The organism is Paraburkholderia sp. SIMBA_053, from assembly GCF_046534895.1.
Lineage (GTDB): Bacteria > Pseudomonadota > Gammaproteobacteria > Burkholderiales > Burkholderiaceae > Paraburkholderia > Paraburkholderia caledonica.
Genome location: NZ_JAWRXU010000004.1, coordinates 99,727 through 116,757, shown reverse-complemented (window position 1 = coordinate 116,757; position 17,031 = coordinate 99,727). Strand labels below are relative to the sequence as shown.

At 62.7% G+C, this 17,031-nt stretch carries 18 protein-coding genes; 6 read left to right on the top strand and 12 right to left on the bottom strand.

The features are described from left to right. Positions 1-84: 84 nt before the first annotated feature. Positions 85-1,881: a cytochrome c biogenesis protein DipZ gene (locus SB753_RS15595; RefSeq protein ID WP_410800611.1), complete on the bottom strand. Its 1,797-nt coding sequence runs from the start codon at positions 1,879-1,881 to the stop codon at positions 85-87. Positions 1,882-2,229: 348 nt separating this feature from the next. Here SB753_RS15595 and SB753_RS15590 point away from each other — a divergent pair, with 348 nt between their 5' ends. Together SB753_RS15590 and SB753_RS15585 are read left to right on the top strand one after the other, a co-directional pair. Then, entirely contained in the window at positions 2,230-2,781 is a 552-nt protein-coding gene (locus tag SB753_RS15590) for a thioredoxin family protein (protein ID WP_410800609.1), read from the top strand. A 93-nt stretch (positions 2,782-2,874) separates the two neighbouring features. Continuing rightward, positions 2,875-3,789, top strand: a complete 915-nt coding sequence (locus SB753_RS15585) for a LysR substrate-binding domain-containing protein (protein WP_392394633.1) — start codon at positions 2,875-2,877, stop codon at positions 3,787-3,789. Between the two features lie 9 nt (positions 3,790-3,798). Here the strand turns inward: SB753_RS15585 and SB753_RS15580 are convergent, their stop codons facing one another. After that, positions 3,799-4,053, bottom strand: coding sequence for a tautomerase family protein (locus SB753_RS15580; RefSeq protein ID WP_027777491.1), 255 nt, complete (start codon positions 4,051-4,053; stop codon positions 3,799-3,801). Between the two features lie 58 nt (positions 4,054-4,111). Beyond that, complete coding sequence (locus SB753_RS15575) at positions 4,112-4,822, bottom strand: SDR family NAD(P)-dependent oxidoreductase (RefSeq protein ID WP_027777490.1); 711 nt, start codon at positions 4,820-4,822, stop codon at positions 4,112-4,114. Positions 4,823-5,220: 398 nt separating this feature from the next. On the opposite strand from SB753_RS15575, the gene SB753_RS15570 reads away from it, so the two are divergent. Continuing rightward, positions 5,221-6,159 (top strand): YihY/virulence factor BrkB family protein, encoded by a 939-nt coding sequence (locus SB753_RS15570; RefSeq protein WP_020068117.1) that lies wholly within the window; start codon positions 5,221-5,223, stop codon positions 6,157-6,159. A gap of 113 nt (positions 6,160-6,272) precedes the next feature. On the opposite strand, the gene SB753_RS15565 is transcribed toward SB753_RS15570, so the two are convergent. The 9 genes from SB753_RS15565 to SB753_RS15525 all read right to left on the bottom strand — a co-directional run bounded on the left by SB753_RS15565 (position 6,273) and on the right by SB753_RS15525 (position 14,828). Beyond that, positions 6,273-7,151, bottom strand: coding sequence for an ABC transporter permease (locus SB753_RS15565; RefSeq protein ID WP_087753952.1), 879 nt, complete (start codon positions 7,149-7,151; stop codon positions 6,273-6,275). Next, positions 7,148-7,987, bottom strand: coding sequence for an ABC transporter ATP-binding protein (locus tag SB753_RS15560; RefSeq protein WP_410800606.1), 840 nt, complete (start codon positions 7,985-7,987; stop codon positions 7,148-7,150). The genes SB753_RS15565 and SB753_RS15560 overlap by 4 nt, the downstream gene beginning before the upstream one ends. A gap of 84 nt (positions 7,988-8,071) precedes the next feature. Continuing rightward, positions 8,072-9,124: an ABC transporter substrate-binding protein gene (locus SB753_RS15555; RefSeq protein ID WP_288828808.1), complete on the bottom strand. Its 1,053-nt coding sequence runs from the start codon at positions 9,122-9,124 to the stop codon at positions 8,072-8,074. An 85-nt stretch (positions 9,125-9,209) separates the two neighbouring features. After that, positions 9,210-10,118 carry a TauD/TfdA dioxygenase family protein gene (locus SB753_RS15550; protein WP_410800604.1) on the bottom strand — a complete coding sequence of 303 codons (909 nt, stop codon included), beginning with the start codon at positions 10,116-10,118 and terminating at the stop codon, positions 9,210-9,212. A gap of 175 nt (positions 10,119-10,293) precedes the next feature. Beyond that, on the bottom strand, positions 10,294-10,872 hold the full coding sequence (locus tag SB753_RS15545; protein ID WP_410800602.1) for a c-type cytochrome: 579 nt from the start codon (positions 10,870-10,872) through the stop codon (positions 10,294-10,296). Then, entirely contained in the window at positions 10,865-12,142 is a 1,278-nt protein-coding gene (gene soxC, locus SB753_RS15540) for a sulfite dehydrogenase (RefSeq protein ID WP_410800600.1), read from the bottom strand. Before soxC ends, SB753_RS15545 begins: the two co-directional genes overlap by 8 nt. Positions 12,143-12,249: 107 nt before the next feature. After that, positions 12,250-13,593: an ATP-binding protein gene (locus SB753_RS15535; RefSeq protein WP_027777482.1), complete on the bottom strand. Its 1,344-nt coding sequence runs from the start codon at positions 13,591-13,593 to the stop codon at positions 12,250-12,252. Beyond that, a complete protein-coding gene (locus SB753_RS15530; RefSeq protein WP_020068109.1) occupies positions 13,590-14,330 on the bottom strand; it encodes a response regulator in 741 nt (246 codons plus the stop codon). Before SB753_RS15530 ends, SB753_RS15535 begins: the two co-directional genes overlap by 4 nt. Positions 14,331-14,456: 126 nt before the next feature. Then, on the bottom strand, positions 14,457-14,828 hold the full coding sequence (locus SB753_RS15525) for a GFA family protein (protein ID WP_020068107.1): 372 nt from the start codon (positions 14,826-14,828) through the stop codon (positions 14,457-14,459). 447 nt (positions 14,829-15,275) lie between these two features. Between SB753_RS15525 and SB753_RS15520 the strand changes: the two genes are divergently transcribed. The 3 genes from SB753_RS15520 (at position 15,276) to SB753_RS15510 (ending at position 17,026) form a co-directional block, all read left to right on the top strand. After that, the gene (locus tag SB753_RS15520) at positions 15,276-15,506 is read left to right on the top strand and encodes a DUF4148 domain-containing protein (RefSeq protein WP_087753958.1); all 231 of its coding nucleotides are present in this window, start codon (positions 15,276-15,278) and stop codon (positions 15,504-15,506) included. 53 nt (positions 15,507-15,559) lie between these two features. Then, the gene (locus SB753_RS15515) at positions 15,560-15,976 is read left to right on the top strand and encodes an organic hydroperoxide resistance protein (protein ID WP_410800597.1); all 417 of its coding nucleotides are present in this window, start codon (positions 15,560-15,562) and stop codon (positions 15,974-15,976) included. Positions 15,977-16,099: 123 nt separating this feature from the next. Further along, on the top strand, positions 16,100-17,026 hold the full coding sequence (locus tag SB753_RS15510) for a LysR family transcriptional regulator (protein ID WP_410800595.1): 927 nt from the start codon (positions 16,100-16,102) through the stop codon (positions 17,024-17,026). The last annotated feature ends 5 nt before the right edge of the window (positions 17,027-17,031 follow it).

Genomic DNA, 17,031 nt, shown 5'->3' with positions numbered 1-17,031 from the left:
CTCTCGTGCGCCGCGCCGCGCAGGCAGGGACAGCGTGCCGCACTTGCCTGTCCCGGCCGGCTCCGCAAGCGAACTCCGGTTGTGCTAGCCGAATGTAAATGCGTATGCGCTCACCCCAGAATCGAGAAACTGGATCTCGAACGTTCGGTCCTGAACCGGCCCGCTTTGCCGCACGAGCTGATAAAGCCGGTCTTCATTGACAACGCCGACGCCGTTCGCGTCCGTGTCCGCGCCATGCGAAGCGCCCGGCGGTTTGCCGTCGATCGTGACTTTGAACCTCACCGGTTTACCGTCCGCCATCGGCCCCAGCACAAGATGCAGGTCGCGCGCGTGGAAGCGGTAGGCGATCTTTCCACCGCTTTTGGCCAATTGCGCGCGCTCGCCGCCGACATTCCACTCTCCGTCGAGGCTCCAGCTTCCGGAAGGCAGTCGTGCGGGCGACGTGTAAGTGCGAAGCACGTCCGGCGCGAGCGTTTCCGGCGACGCAAAACCTTCCGCCTGCCGATAACCGACGTAAGTCTCGCCCGAGCGCAAATCCCGCGGGTCGGCGGCAGCTTCGATTCCCGTCGCCTTCGCCGCACCCGCCGGCGCCGGCAGCTTCGTATGGCCCGCGTCCGCCAGCAATTGACGGATGACTTCTTCCGATTGCTCGTACCCGCCCTCTCCGAAATGGTGATAGCGGATGTCGCCGTGCGCATCGACGATATAAAAGGCCGGCCAATATTGATTGTCGAACGCCTGCCACACGGCGAGCTTGTTATCGATCGCGATCGGATAATCGACACCCAGATCCGCCGCGGCTCGCTTCACGTTCGCAATGTTGTGTTCGAACGCGAATTCCGGTGCGTGCACACCGATGACCACGAGCCCCTGATCGCGATAACGGCTCGACCACGTCTTCAGATACGGCAACGTACGCAGACAGTTGATGCACGAATACGTCCAGAAATTGACGATCACCACTTTGCCACGCAGATCGGCCGTCTTCAGCGGTGGCGAATTCAGCCAGTCGACCGCGCCCGACAGCGACGGCATTGCGCCTTCCACGGGCAGCGCAAGCGGCGCGGAAACGCGCATCGGATTAGATACTTCGCTGCCCTCGGCGCTCGCGCTGACCTTCAGCAACGCGCCGTGGTCCGGGCGCTGCGCACTCGCCCGAGGCGACCAGCGCTGAACCAGTTTTCCTTCGATGCCGGTGGTATTCAGCGAAGGCACATAGGCCAACGCACGCGTATCCACGCCGAGCGCAATTGCCCCAGCGGAAACGAGCACCGCCACGCCGAGCACCTGGCGCACGCGCTCGCTCACTCCGTACGAGCGCTTGAGCGTGGTGAGCAGCCGCCCGCCGATGGCGAGGACGATGGCAAGCGAAGTCGCCGCGCCCGCTGCGAACGCGAGCAACGGCAAGATACTCGCACCGCCTGGCCGATGCAGGATCACGCCGGTCATCACGAGACCGAGAATCGGGCCCGCGCACGGAGCCCACAGCAGCCCGGTTGCGACGCCAAGCAGCACCGACGACACCACGCGCGGTTCGCCGCCGTCGCGGCGCAGCGCGCCGTCGAGACGATTGCCGGCACTGACGAGCGGATGCGTGAGTCGCTCGGCCAGCGACGGAAACAGCAGCGCAGCGCCGAATACGCCAAAGAAAGCGAGCGCGATCCACCGGCCGTATTCGTTGACGTGTGCGACCCAGGTGCCGCCGGCCACGGCGAGACTCGCGACGGCCGCGAACGTCAGCGCCATGCCGGCCAGCAGCGGCAACCCGTGCCGGACGAATGACTGATCGACGCGCGCAAACACGAGGGGCACGACCGGGAGAATGCACGGACTGAGAATGGTGAGCATGCCGCCGGCAAAGGCGAGAAGTATGAGCAGCATAACGATGTCCTTTCGTTCAATGAGTTCGTCGGCCAGGTCAGCAGACCAGGGCGGAACGCTTACATGCATTGAACTACCGGCACGTATCGGGCTTGTGTCGGCGCACGCGGCGAAGTGCAAGCTCATGTATCGGCGGCTGCCTGGATACAGTGCGACACAAAAGTCGTTGGGCCTCGCGGGGCGGGCGTGACTTTGTATCTCAGCGTATCGGGCGGCAGTGCTGACACAAAACATTGCGCACGAGCTCGGGTAGCGACACATGCCAGATACGTCGGCGGCGCCCAATGACGTCATGTCTACCGATCAACCCTTGCGCGCAACCTGCGCCTTCTAAAAGGACATTCGATCATGCACGCCCGACTCAAAACGATCGCCACTGTCGGCTCATTTATCGCGCTTGCGCTGCTTGCCAGTCTGCTTGCGACGCGCGGCAGCGCGATTACCGCCGCTGAACGCAATCCGCCGGCCGCGCCCCAGATAACCGGCATCGACAAGTGGCTCAACAGCCCGCCGCTCACACTGCCGCAACTGCGCGGCAAGGTCGTGCTGGTCGACTTCTGGACGTATTCATGTATCAACTGCGTCAACACGCTGCCGTACGTGAAGAGCTGGTACAAGCAATACGGCAATCAGGGACTGGAAGTGATCGGCGTTCACACTCCGGAATACCCGTTCGAACGCGACGCCGGGCACGTGAGCGCGGCACTCAAGAAGTTCGACATTCAATATCCGGTGGCGCTCGACAACCAGTACGCGACGTGGAACGCCTTCAATAACCAGTACTGGCCCGCGCTGTATCTGTTCGACAAGACAGGTCACGTCGTCTACAGCCACTTCGGCGAAGGCGATTATGCACAGACGGAGGCAAAGATTCGCGAGTTGCTGGCGCAACCGGGTTGACGTCATGCGGCGCCGCCGCATTCCGGTATTGACGACGCCAGGTCCGCCTGCCAGCATGCGTCAATCTTAACCAACCAGGCTTGGCGACGGCCCATGCGAGCACCCAATCATCTGAATGCACTGCGCGCCTTCGAGGCGGTCGGCCGGCATCTGAGTTATGTCGCCGCTGCGGAAGAACTGCACGTGACGCCCGCCGCGATCGGCCAGATGATTCGCGGGCTGGAGGAAACGTTGGGGATCGAGCTGTTTCATCGCTCGACGTCGGGCGCGTCGCGGCTCATGCTGACCGACGCGGCCCGCGCGGCCATGCCCGAACTGCAGGCGGGTTTTGAATTGCTCGCGACGGCTGTAGAGCGTCTGAAGGCCAGCAAGGAGCGCATCACGGTGACTGTCACTGTGCCGCCCGCTCTCGCCGACAAGTGGTTCTTGCATCGCGTGGAACGATTTCAGCGCAACTATCCGCGCTACGATCTGCGCATCGACCTGTCGCTCAAACTCGTCGACTTCACCGCCGACAGAGTGGATGCCGGCATTCGCTACGGCACCGGCCAGTGGCCGGAGCTTACCGCGACGTTCCTGATGCGCGACGAGTTCTTCCCGGTGTGCAGCCCCGCGCTACTCGCGGGTGAACATCCGCTTAAGACACCCGCCGATCTGAATTACCACCCGTTGATACACGACATATCGATGCGCATGGCTCCCACCTTCCCCACCTGGCGTTCCTGGGTGCAGAAGACGGGTAATGCGGGCGTCGTCGACTGCGACCGCGGGCTGCAAATCAACGACTCGGCCGCAGCGATCCACACCGCAATCTCAGGCAACGGCGTCGCACTCGGCAGAACCTGTCTGGTGGAACGCGACATCGCGGAGGGCCGTCTCGTCCGGCCATTTCCGGAGGCGCAGACTTGCGAACTCGCCTACTACGTGGTCCACCGAAAGGACAACGGCAACGAGCCCGCGGTGGTCGCATTCAAGGAGTGGCTTCTTGCGGAAGCCAGCGCGCGGTAGCCGCGCGGCTCAATCGGTCTTGCCGCTCTCGCCGCTTTTCAGCGCTTTCTGCTTGCGGTATTCCTGAACCGGCAAGCCGCCCCAACCCCAGTTTTCCATGTCCACTTCTTCGATCACGACGAACGTCGCTTCGAGCGGCTTGTTCAGCACGTCGAGCAACACGTGGCTGACACCGCTGATCAAGCGCGCTTTCTCGTCGGCGGTGACCGACGATGCGCCAGGCTTCGTTCCCTCGCGCGTAACCTGAATCGTGACGATAGGCATGTCGTTCTCCATGGCAAAGCGGGCGCCGCCAATCGGCGCCCGGTGATTTTCGATGGGTTTAGTGACCGGCGCTCTGGCCGCCGTCCACGTGCAGGATTTCGCCCGTCACGAACGGCGCCGCGTCGAGATACAGCACGGCCTGAACGATGTCGTCCATTTCGCCCATGTGGCCGACCGGGTGCAGCGCACCAAGCGCTGCGTGCGTTTCGACCGCATGCATCGGCGATTTGATGATGCCCGGCGACACCGCATTGGCACGAATCCCCGCTTTTGCATATTCAATGGCGATCGACTTCGTCGCTGAGTTCAGGCCGCCTTTCGTCAACGATGCAAGCACCGAAGGTACGCCGCTAACAGCATGATCCGTGAGGCTCGTCGTAATGGTGACGATGTGCCCGCTTTGGCGCTTTTCCATCTCGGCAATGGCGAGTTGGGTGATGTTGAAAAAGCCGTCGAGGTTCACGCCTTTCACCAATGCGTAGTCTTCTGCCGTATAGCTGGTGAAAGGCTTCGCGAGGAAGACGCCCGCGTTGTTGACGAGCGTATCGATGCGGCCGAAACGGGCGACACCTTCTGCGATCACGCGCCGCGCGGTGGCCGGGTCGGCGATGTCGCCGGCGACCGTAGCGATGTTCGGGTCGTCGAACGGGGTAATGCCGCGCGCCGTAGCGACCACGCGATAACCGCGTTGACGGAAAGCCTTAACCAATTCGGCGCCGATGCCTTGCGATGCGCCCGTCACCACTGCGACTTTTTCCGACGTATTCATGTTGTGCTCCAAAGTATTTAGATTCAGATATGAGAGCGCGCTGCCTGGCGTGCTGCCTGGCCGGGTGCCGCTTGCTGAAGCGGGTTTTGCAGTGCGCCCTCGGTGACTGAACTATCGGCTTTGAGCGGCCATTGGACAAACGAGAAGATCTGCTGCGGCGGAAAAGAAAAACTACGGCGGCCGCGCGCGCTTCGATGAGGCGCTAGTCGACATCGGACAGCATCGAGAGGGGCAAGCCGCGGTTGCCGGTATCGATACAGACGCTGACAGCCGCGGCTCGCGTGGCGGGCAGGCACAAGGGATGCGCAGTGCAATCCAGCGCTGCGGCCCGCCGGGCGGGCTTAGCCGCCGGTTAACCGGAGCCGCGGAGCGTCATCAAGTTCAATGGCGAGGCGTATATGAACAAGATCTCATCCCGCGCAGCGGTGTCGAAAAACCACGGATGGTTGCGTAACGCTTTCACCGTCGGCGTTAACGCAGGCAAGCGTTTCATGTCGGACCGCTGCCCGATGATGGCCGCCAGCGTCGGCTTCTATTCGGCTTTCTCGCTGGCGCCCACGCTCCTCATGGTGCTCGCGGTCGCCGGCTGGTTCTTCGGTGAAGATGCGGCACGCGGACGTCTGTTCGATCAGATGCGCGGCATTCTCGGCAAAGACGCGGCCGAGGCGATGCAGACCATCGTCGAGCACGCGCATCGGGCGAGCGGCGGGGGCATCGCCGCAGTGGTGTCCCTCGTGCTGCTGATCGTCGGCGCATCCGCGACTTTCACTTCATTGAACACCGCGCTCGATGTCGTCCTCGAAGCTGCGAAAGACGCCAAAAGCAAGGGCAGCATCACCTGGCTCGTGCGGACCCGGCTGGTGTCCGTCGGCATGGTGCTTGGCCTCGGCTTTCTGCTTGTCGTGTCCCTCGTGCTCGACACCGCGATCACGTATGCGGGCCATGCGATTTTCGGCGATTCGCCATTGGTCGTCGTCACCGCGATCCTGCAAACGGTAATCGGACTTATCGTGCTGGGCGCCGCATTCACCGCGCTTCTCAGATGGATGTCGGACGCGCACGTGGGTTTCATGCACGCCGCGATTGGCGGGATGACGGCGGCAGTTCTGTTCTCGGTCGGCCGGCACCTGTTCGGCCTTTACCTCACGCATGCGGGCACAGCCAGTTCGTTCGGTGCAGCGGGCTCGCTCGCCGTGTTGATGATGTGGCTTTACTTCTCCGCAGCGGTGTTTCTGTTCGGCGCGGAAACGACGGCCGAACTCGCAGGACGCAACGAAGTGAAGGACGAAGAGAAAGACCGGCCGTTGTCGGTGGGTGCGGCACGGTCGCGCGGGTGATGGTGCGGTTGCGTCAGTACTTTACTGCGCCGCTGCGCTGGTGCCCGGATCGGTTTGCCGCGAAGCACCTGGCGGCGTGCGTGCCGTATGCCCAGCGGCCGCAGCGCCCGCAACTACTGCTGCACCCCCCAGCGCCGCACCGTAACCCGCTCCAGCGTATCGAACACCAAATGCTCGACCAGCAGTCCGATCACGATCACCGCGGCGAGCCCCGCGAAAACGCGGTCCGTGTACAACTCGTTGCGGTTCTGAAAGATGTACCAGCCAAGTCCGCCGTTGCCCGAACTCGCGCCAAACACGAGTTCTGCCGCGATCAGCGTGCGCCAGGCAAATGCCCAGCCCACACGCAAGCCCGCGAGAATCGACGGCAATGCGGCCGGCACCAGAATCAGCAATACATGGCGCATTCCCGTGAGACCATAGTTGCGTCCGGTCATGCGCAGCGTGGCGGGCACCGATTGAAAGCCGGAATACGTGTTGAGCGCCAGCGGCCACAGCACCGAGTGCACGAGCACGAACAACAGGCTGCCCGTGCCGAGTCCGAACCATAACAACGCAATCGGCAACAACGCGATGGAAGGCAACGGGTTGAACATCGCCGTCAGCATCGACAGTAAATCGCGCCCCACACGTGTGGACACCGCAAGCGATGTCAGCACGAACGCCAGCGCCGCGCCCAGCAGATAACCGCGCAGCAGTACCGACATCGACACGGCCGTCTTTTGCAGCAATTCGCCGGACCACACGCCCTGCACGAAGGCGCTGAACGTCGCGCCGAACGTGGGCAGCAGCAGATCGTTGTTGACCACGCGCGCCGCAATTTCCCATGCAGCGATCAGCACTAGCGCAATCAGCGTTTTTCGCAGCCAGCTCTGCGCGAAAATGCGCCTCGTCAGCGGCAACGGCGCCTCAATGACGAGTTCGCCGAGCGGTTCCAGAGGGCGCTCGTATTCTTCGCGAACCGGCGGCAGTAATGTGGCGGGCGAACTCATTGCACGGCCTCCGTCTCGTCGAACAACAGATGATGGATACGTGCGACGCTGCGCTGGAAATCGCTGCGCCCAAAGCTGTCCTGCGAGAACTGATGACTGTTCAATTCCGCACGCACACGGCCTGGATGCGGCGATAGCAACAGAATGCGGTTGCCCACCACGAGCGCCTCTTCGATTGAATGCGTGACGAAGAGCAGTGTGAAATTCACTTCTTCCCACAGGCGCAGCAGTTCCTCCTGCATTTTGCGGCGCGTCAATGCGTCGAGTGCGGCGAACGGTTCGTCCATCAGCAGCACGCGCGGCTGCATGGCGAGTGCCCGCGCGATGGCCACGCGCTGCTTCATTCCACCCGACAACGTATGCGGATAAGCGTTCGCAAACGCAGCGAGGCCGACTTTCTCCAGATAATGCAGAGCACGCTCGTTGGCCTCCGCGCGAGACAGCTTCTTCGCAACGCGCAGCGGAAAGGCTACGTTTTGCAGCACTGTCTTCCACGGCGGCAACTGGTCGAACTCCTGGAACACGACAATGCGGTCGGCGCCTGGGCCGCGCACGATCTGACCGTCGAGCGAAATGGTGCCCGACGCCGGCTCGATGAAACCGCCCACCGCCTTGAGCAGCGTCGACTTGCCGCAACCGGACGGTCCGAGCAGCACGAAGCGGTCGCCGCCGAAGACGTCGAAGCTGACCTCGTGCGTCGCGCGGACAATGCGCTCGCGCGTCCGGTATTCCAGGCTGACATTCTCCACCGCGAGCAGCTTTTCGCTGACGGCGGGCCCGCTGCGCGCCGTGCGCTCTGTGTTGTCCGGAAAGAGAAGCGTAGGATTAGCCACCATCGGATCGCTCCCGAGATATGGATTGCGCGGAACCGCCAGGCATTCGCTGCATTCCGTCGATGTTAAAAACGCGGCGCGTCATGCTCAACTGCCGGCGGCCGTTGCGGGATCGTCGAAGAAATAGTCTTTCCACGACTTCGGTTCGTTTTTGATCGCACCCACGCGATACATGAATTGCGCGAGCCCCAATGTGTTTTGCGGCGCAATCTTGAACTCAACCTGCGGATTCCTGATGATCTTCAGCAGCAGCGCTCGGTCGATTTTCGATTTGTTCGTGCGCACATAAATGTCGGCCGCAGCTTCCGGATTGGCGGCGATGAACTTCGACGCGTCCGCCAGTGCATCGACAAAAGCGCGGTAAGTCTTTGGATTGCCGTCGCGGAATTTTTCCGTCGCGTAGAGCACCGTTGCCGAACTTGGGCCGCCGAGCACATCGTACGAATTCAACACAATATGCGCCTTCGGGTTCGCTGCGAGTTCCTGATCCTGAAACGGCGGATTGCCGAAATGCCCGCTGATTTCGGTGCCGCCCGCAATGATCGCCGCCGCCGCATCAGGATGCGGCAGTGCCTGTGTGTATTTGTCGAGGCGGTTGTATTCCTTGTCGCCCCACCGCTTCGCCGCGGCATATTGCAACACGCGCGACTGCACCGACACATTCACTGCGGGAACGGCGATTCGGTCTTTAGCGCTGAAATCGGCGATGCTCCTGACGTCCGGATTGTTACTCACCAGGTAGTACGGCAGATTGCCGAGCGAAGCCACGCCCTTCACATTCTGCTTGCCATGCGTGCGGTCCCAGATAGTCAGCAACGGACCCACACCGGCGCCTGCAATGTCCACCGCGCCCGACAGCAATGCGTCGTTGACGGCTGCCCCGCCGGAGAGTTGCACCCAATCCACTTTGATATCGAGACCTTGCTTGCGGCCCTCTTTCTCGATGAACTGCTGATCGCGCGCAACGTTCAAGAGCAGATAGACAATGCCGAATTGCTCGGCGATACGGATCTGTCCTTCGGCTCGCGCAGACGCGGCAGCGCTCATGCCCGCCGCGCCGACAGAGACGGCGATCAACGTGGCAACGAAACGGCGGGCAAGCAACGACCGCACAGCGGTCGAATGAAACCTGGCAAACATCGGAACTCCGGTCGGCGAGAGGTGTGAATTGTTTGAGTTGTCTGAGATGTCAGCTGTAGCAGCACGCTCGGCGCGCGAGGCGTAATCAGAACGGCACATCGCCTTCAATCGTCGTGCGATAAAGCTTGCGGCGCAGATGGTCAGGCGTGCCCGCCGCGAGGTGCATCAACGAGCGGTTGTCCCAGAAGACCATGTCGTGCTCGGCCCAGCAGTGCCGGTACACATGCTCGGCACGCACGCTATGCGCGAAGATTTCATCGAGTAATTGCCTGCTTTCGTCTTCCGGCAAACCAATCACGCGCGTCGTGAAATGTTCGCTCACGAACAGCGCCTTGCGCCCGGTCTCAGGGTGCGTGCGCACAATTGGATGGACCACCGGCTTTACCTGCGCGATCTGCTCGGCAGAGAGATTCGGCCGCCACGGGCTGCGTTTTTGCAACTCGGCGTATTTCGCGAGATAGGTGTGCTCGGCAGACCGGCCTTCTACCGCGTTGCGCAGATGCGCGGGCAATGTGTCCCACGCAAGGTGCATGTTGGCGAACAGCGTGTCGCCGCCTTCGGCCGGCAATTCCTGCGCGTGCAACAACGAGCCGAGGCTCGGTTTTTCCTTATACGACAGGTCCGAATGCCAGTAGTGACCGGCATCGCCAAGGCCGATTGGCTGCCCGTTTTCGACGATATTCGATACCACCAGAACTTCGGGATAGCCAGGCAACTGGAACTGGTGCAGCACGTGAATCTGCAACGGACCAAAGCGGCGGCTAAATGCGATCTGCTCGTCCGGTGTGATGCGCTGATCGCGGAACACCAGCACATGATGGTCGAGATGCGCGCGGTGAATGCGCGCGAAGTTCTGCGGGCTGAGCGGCTTGCTGAGATCGAGCCCGAGCACTTCGGCCCCGACGGGGCCGTCGAAAGCGCGAATCTCGATGTACTGATCGGCGATGGCGCCGCCGGCGTCGTGCGCGGCGGTGGGAGCAAAGGCTGTCGTCACGGGAAACTCTTCGTCGTATCTGTTCGCGGAGCGCCGTTCCGGCGCAGTCAGATGAATGTACCGGCGCACACGCGCGAGGACAACGAAGCAAATCCGATACGGATATCTGCTGGAGTGATAAACCCGATGTTTCAACGCGCGAGCGCCGCGCGCGAGCCTTTGTTTGCGCGGTGCGTCACAGTCGTCCGGGACGCGGATCGGGCACGAATCCGTCGCGATTGGGCATGGCGACACGCGGCAGCGACGCTGCGTCCAGCCGCGTATCGGCGGGAACGATGCCGTTTTGGTTCAGCAGGAAAGCGCTGAGCGCATAGACCTCGTCGGCGGAAAGGGATTGGGGCGCGTTGTAGGGCATCGCGCGGCGGATATAGTCGAAGAGTGTCGTTGCATACGGCCAGTAGCTGCCGACGGTGCGCTTGGGCTTTGCGCTCGACAATGTGCCCTGGCCGCCCACCAGCGGATCCCCGAGACCGCCTTCGCCCTGCGCACCATGGCACGCCGCACATTTCGCGGCGAACACGTGCGCGCCGGTCGCAACATCGCCGCTGCCCGCTGGCAGGCCGCGGCCGTCGGGCGCCACGTCGATGTTCCATGCGCCGATAGCCTGCTCCGTGAGCGGCGCGCCGATATCGTGCGGCACGCTTACATTGCGGGCATCGGGAGCAACCGTCGAACATGCAACGAGCGCCATGATCGACACCAGCGCGACGCACGCTGAACGGACGGAACTACCGGTTGAACGGCGCTCACGCATTGCGCACCTCGCCGCTGGCATCGACGCGCCATTGCTGGATCGCGTTGTAGTGGTACTGCGAATTCAGGCCGCGCGCGGCGACCAGTTCCGCACGCGTGGGTTGCACGTAGCCCGTGGAATCGGTGGCACGAGAAACGATCGCGGACGGCGCGCCGTCCCAGCGCCAATCCGCTTCGAAACGCGTCAGCGCGCGATCGCGTGCGGCGCTCTCCAGACGCGCAAGCCGCCAGGACGCGCCGCCATCGGTCGACACTTCGACCTTGCGAATGGTGCCGCGCCCCGACCACGCAATGCCGCTGATCGGGTAATAACCATGCGTGGTGAGGCGATGCCCCGGCGACGGCCGGGTAATGACAGACTTCGCGTCCATTTCGAACACGAACTGGCGCGCGCTGCCGTCGGCCAGCAGATTCGTGTATTTGGACGTCTCCTCGCGCGTTTGCAGCGGCGCGTCGACCACTTTCAGCCGCCGCAGCCATTTGACGTTCGTATTGCCTTCGAATCCCGGAACGATCAGCCGCAGCGGATAGCCGTTCTCGGGCCGCAAGCGCTCGCCGTTTTGCGCGTAGACCACGAGCGCGCGATCGAGTATGCGATGGAGCGGCAGGCTGCGCGTCATCGCGGCGGCGTCCGCGCCTTCAGCGAGCAGCCATGGGCCGTCGTTAGTCTTGCCTTGCGTCGACACGCCGCCTACCTCTTCCAGCAACGTGGAAAGACGCACGCCCGTCCATTCGCAACACGACAACAGGCCGTGAGTCAGTTGTACAGGCAGACCGCTCGGACCGTTCCACTCGCTGCCGGTGTTGCCCGAACATTCGAGAAAGTGGATTCGCGACTCCGCGGGCAGGCGCAGCAGATCGTCCATTGTGAACAGCTTCGGCGTGCGCACGAGGCCATGAATCGCGAGGCGGTGCTGATCGGAATCTATGTCGGGCACGCCGCCATGATGACGTTCGTAGACGAGCCCGTTTGGCGTAATGGTGCCGAAAAGATCGGCGAGCGGCGTCATCGACGAGGCCGCGCCGGGCAGCGGCCATGCGCGTGCGCTGCGGCGCACCACATCGGCCTCGCGCGGCGACGGCACGCCATAGGGATGATCGAGGACGGGCGCGCCGGGCGCGCGGCTAAACGGTGCGACGTCGAGCGGCCGCAGCAGCTCGCCAGCGGCCGCAGCTTGCGACGCAACCAGGCCGCCTGCGGCGAGACGGCCCAGCAGCCGGCGGCGGCTACGCGATGGCGGCAGATCGGGCGACGTTTTGCTTGGGGTCATTGCGGCAGCGGCGCTCCATGAAGAAGTCGACGATGCTAGCAATGCACGCCGCCGCGGCCAAACGATCAATCGTGATATGCATTGCAGCGAACGCTGCCGTGGCCGCTCTACGCCACCGCGGCAGGCGACGCCATCACCAGGTTGCGCAACGTGAGCCTCGCTTCCAAGCCGCCGCCGGCACGATTATGGAGTTCGAGCGTTGCATCCATGGCGAGCGCCAGTTGCCGCGCAATTGCGAGGCCAAGCCCCGTTCCGCCGGTCTGACGGTTACGCGACGCTTCGAGCCGGTAGAACGGCTGGAATACATCTTCGAGCGAATCGGCCGGAATGCCGGGGCCGCGGTCGAGCACGGCAACGCTCGCCTGGCCACCGGGCAACATCGCCACGTCGATCTCCGCACTGCCGCCGAACTTCAGAGCGTTATCCACCAGATTGCCGACGATACGCCGCAGCGCCTGCGGGCGCGTCATGAGCGGCATGCCGAAGCGGCCCTGCAACGACACCGCCTGACCGGCGTCGACATAATCGCAAACCAGACTGTCGAATAGTGCATCCGGATCGATACGGCACGGCAATTCCGTTGCGCCGTGCAAGGTGCGTGCATAGGTGACGCCCTCTTTCACGAGCGCTTCCATTTCCTGCAAATCCTGGCGCAGTTTGATGCCTTCAGATTCAGCGTCCATCATGTCGACGCGCAAACGCATGCGCGTGATCGGCGTTTGCAGGTCGTGCGAAATGGCCGCGAGAATCTGCATGCGCTCGGTGACGTACATCGCAATGCGTTCCTGCATCGCATTGAATGCACGCGCCGCGCGCGCGACCTCGGATGGCCCGCTTTCGCTCAGACGCGCAGCCTTGAGATCCGGGCCGAGCGCGTCGGCGGCGACGGCCAGATCGTGCAGCGGGCGGGTGGCCGTGCGCACAGCCAGCCAGCAGCAGCCAAGCAGCACGACGAGTTGCAGCAGCAGCACGAGTGGCAGCCAGCGCGATAACGGCGCGCCGGACATAGGGCGCATGTCGATGGTGAGCGGCGTGCCGTCGGTGAGCTTCAAGTGAACCTGCAGCCGTTCACGGTCGCCCGGGACCGCATTCACCGTGAGCGGATAATTCGTGCCTATGCCTTCGTCGATAGACCGTGCGACACGCGCCGACAGATTGGCGTCCACCGGTCCACCGCTCACGCCCGGCCCGAGCATGAATTCGTAGCTGCGCCGCGCGAGACGCGGCAGCCACTGCGCACGTTCGTTAGCGGGCAGATGGTCGAGCAGCGCGACAGAACTCGCGACCTCACGCTCGATGTAGCCCATCATCACGTTCGTCATGGTCTGGTCGCGTTCGGTCATGGTGAGCCAGAACGACAACGCCTGCGCAGAGGCGAGCCCAAAGAACAGGATCACCGTCAACCTTGCGAAGAGCGTGCGCGGCCAGTGCAGCGACGAAATAAGGCTCATTGCTGATCCTCGATCGCACTGACGGACGCCGAGAACACATAGCCCTCGCTGCGCAGCGTCTTGATGTAACGCGGTTCGCGCGCGACGTCGCGCAAGCGCTGACGCAGGCGGCTCACCATCAGGTCGATCGAGCGGTCGAATTGGTCCGCCTGACGGCCTTGCGTCAGATTGAGCAACTGGTCGCGCGTCAACACGCGCTGTGGATTATCCAGAAACACGCGCAGCAGACGGTATTCGGCGCCGCTTAGCGCGACCATCGTGCCTTCGGAGTCGAGCAGATGACGCGCCGTGGTATCGAGCCGCCAGTCGCCGAATTCCAGCATTTGCGCAGTTTCCGTTACCTGCATGCCGGGCGGCAGCATGCGCGCGCGGCGCAGCACGGCGCGAATGCGCGCGAGCAGTTCGCGCACGGCAAACGGCTTCGGCAGATAGTCGTCGGCGCCCATTTCCAGACCCAGTATGCGGTCCGCTTCCTCGTTGCGCGCTGTCAGCATCAGCACGGGCACCGTGCGGAACTTGCTCGCGCGCAACTCGCGGCACAGGACGAGGCCGTCTTCGCCGGGCATCATCAGATCGAGCACGATCAGGTCCGGCGCGCCTTGATCCAGCACGGCGCGCATCTGTCGTCCGTTGGCGGCAAGCGAAACCCGCATGCCGTTCTTTTCCAGGTAGCCGGCGATCAGTTCGCGGATTCCGCGATCGTCGTCGACGATCAGTACGTGGTCGATCGTGTCCATCAATGGATCATCTCTTTTGACGTTTCACCTGCACCCGGCTCGCACACAGCATTGAACACTGCACCGGATGCGCCCATTCCGCAGCCATGCCGCCCGCGATAAACGCGATGATTGCCAGCAGCCGCCTCATGCGTCCTCCACGACGGAAAGACTGGCGCCGTCGGAAAGACCGGCATCCAGCGTATACGGATCGACGCCTTCCAGGCAACCGATATTGACGCGCCAGAGCTTCGGATCCTTGCGCGTTTGATGAAACGGATATATACCGCAGTGCTTGCAGAAGAAATGCTTCGCCACGCGCGTGTTGAACTGGTACAGCGTCAGCGCATCCTCGCCTTGCTTGATCGTCAGCTGGTCAGCCGTGAAGGGCGGGGTCATCAGCGCGCCCTTGCGCCGGCACAAGCTGCAATTGCAGCGCGCCGCGGGTGCGACAGGCGTGTTCACTTCGAATTTGACGGCCCCGCAGTGGCAGCTTCCTTTCAGCAAATGGGTGTTCATGCGGACTCTCCTGATAGTGCGATGTCTGCTTTATAGCGCGCGGAGAGCGGCGATTTATGTCGCAATGTATCCGGGCTGGCGCCTGACACATAACATTGCACCAAGGCCCGTGGTGGCCCCGCGGCGTCGCGGTTCGGTCAGACAAAAAGCTCATCCACGGGGGCATCCGCGAACAGGTCAGAGAGCCGGGAAATCGCCAGATGCGTCATGCGCTAAATCTCACTGCACGGGCGGCGGCTTTGTATCGCAGTGTATATGCGGCTTTACGCGATACACAGCATTGCAATACGCCGCTTTGCTGACACAAGCCAGATACCCGCCGCCGTTCTAATGCCTCAACGACGGAACACGGGCAGCGCTGCTGACGCAGTCTTGCCGGCATTGCGGGAACTGCGGCGCGCTGCCCGGTCGACGGACGCCTTTTCTTTATCTCTTACGGAGCACGACATGAAAGTATCTACGATCGCTGTGGCTTTGGCCCTTTCCGCCACCACTCTTTCCGCTTTTGCCGCCAATCCTTCCACGGTTGCGATGAGCAATGTGGACGCGCAGCAAACGCACCAATGGGCGCCGACGCAAACTGCGGCGAAAAGCCGTGCCGAAGTGCGTCAGGAACTGGCTCGCGCGACGAAAAGCGGTGAGATCGCTTCACTGAACAAGCTTTATCAGGGCAGCTAAGCGTCAGACTCGAGATCAACCTGTTCCCACCACCTATTAAGCGAACTTCAATCATGAGCTCATCAACCAAGGTGCTGTACACCGGCAAAACGCATACCACCGGCGGACGCGATGGCGCATCGCGCAGCTCGGACGGCAGACTCGACGTCAAGCTCGGCTCGCCCGGCGCGTCGGCGACCGGCACGAATCCGGAGCAGATGCTGGCTGCCGGATGGTCCGCGTGCTTCATCGGCGCAATGGGGCTCGCCGCGAAGAAGCTGCAGGTCACACTGCCGGCAGACACCGCCGTCGACGCTGAAATCGATCTGGCGATGAACGACAGCGGCTATTTCCTCCAAGCGCGGCTGAACGTCAGCCTGCCCGGAATCGACCGCGAGACCGCGCAGGCGCTCACCGATGCCGCACATCAAACGTGTCCGTATTCGAAGGCGACTCGCGGCAATATCGACGTGGTAATCGCGATCGTTTGAAACTGCCCGAAGTAACGTAGCGCCGCGACGCCGCCACTTTTACGGGTGCGGCGTCGCTATTTTTGCGCGGTCGTGAAGCGATAATGCTTGCACCATCACCTGGTCGAGCATGAGGGAATCGCCATGGACCGAATCGACGCGATGAAAGTTTTCATCGCCACGCTGGACGAAGGCAGTCTTGCGGGCGCGGCCCGCAGGCTAGGCCGCTCGCCCGCGGCCGTGAGCCGTGCGATTGCGTTCCTCGAAGCACATACGGACACGGCGCTACTTCATCGTACGACGCGCAGCATCAAGCTCAGCGAAGCGGGCAAGCGTTATGCGTCCGCCTGCCGGCGCATCCTGACCGACCTGGAAGAAGCGGACATGATCGTCGCGCACGAACGCTCAGCGCCGCGCGGTCTGCTGACCGTGACCGCGCCCGTCGCCGCGGGCGAAGAGCTGCTGCGGCCAATCGTCGACGAATTCATCGAACGCTTTCCCGCGGTATCGATCCGGTTACAATTGCTCGACCGGCCGGTGAGTTTGATCGACGAAGGAATCGACGTGGCGTTGCGCATCGCGCATCTTGCCGATTCGACGCTCGTCGCGGTCCCCGTGGGTGAAGTCAGGCGCGTCGTGGCTGCTTCGCCCAGGTACCTCGCAAAGCATCCGCGCATCAAGGTCCCCGCAGATCTCGCACAGCACCAGATTATTTCAATGACGCACTTCGGCGTGGACTCATGGACCTTTCCCACGTCGAGCGGCTCGCCGATACCGCAGGTCGTTCAGTTTACGCCGCGCTTCATCGTCAATACGATTCGTGCGGCCGTCGCGTCGGCGGCGGCCGGTCACGGCGTCACGCGCATGTTCCTGTATCACGTCGCCGAGGAAGTCAAAAAGGGATCGCTGAAAATCGTTTTGCCCGACAGCGAACAGGCGCCGCTGCCGGTTCATCTGCTCACACCGCATGGGCGGCTTTCGGTTCCCAAGGTGCGTGCATTTGTCGACTTTGCCGCGCCACGTCTGCGCAAGCACTTCAAGGTACTCGGCAGTATCACCGGCCCGGATTGAACCGC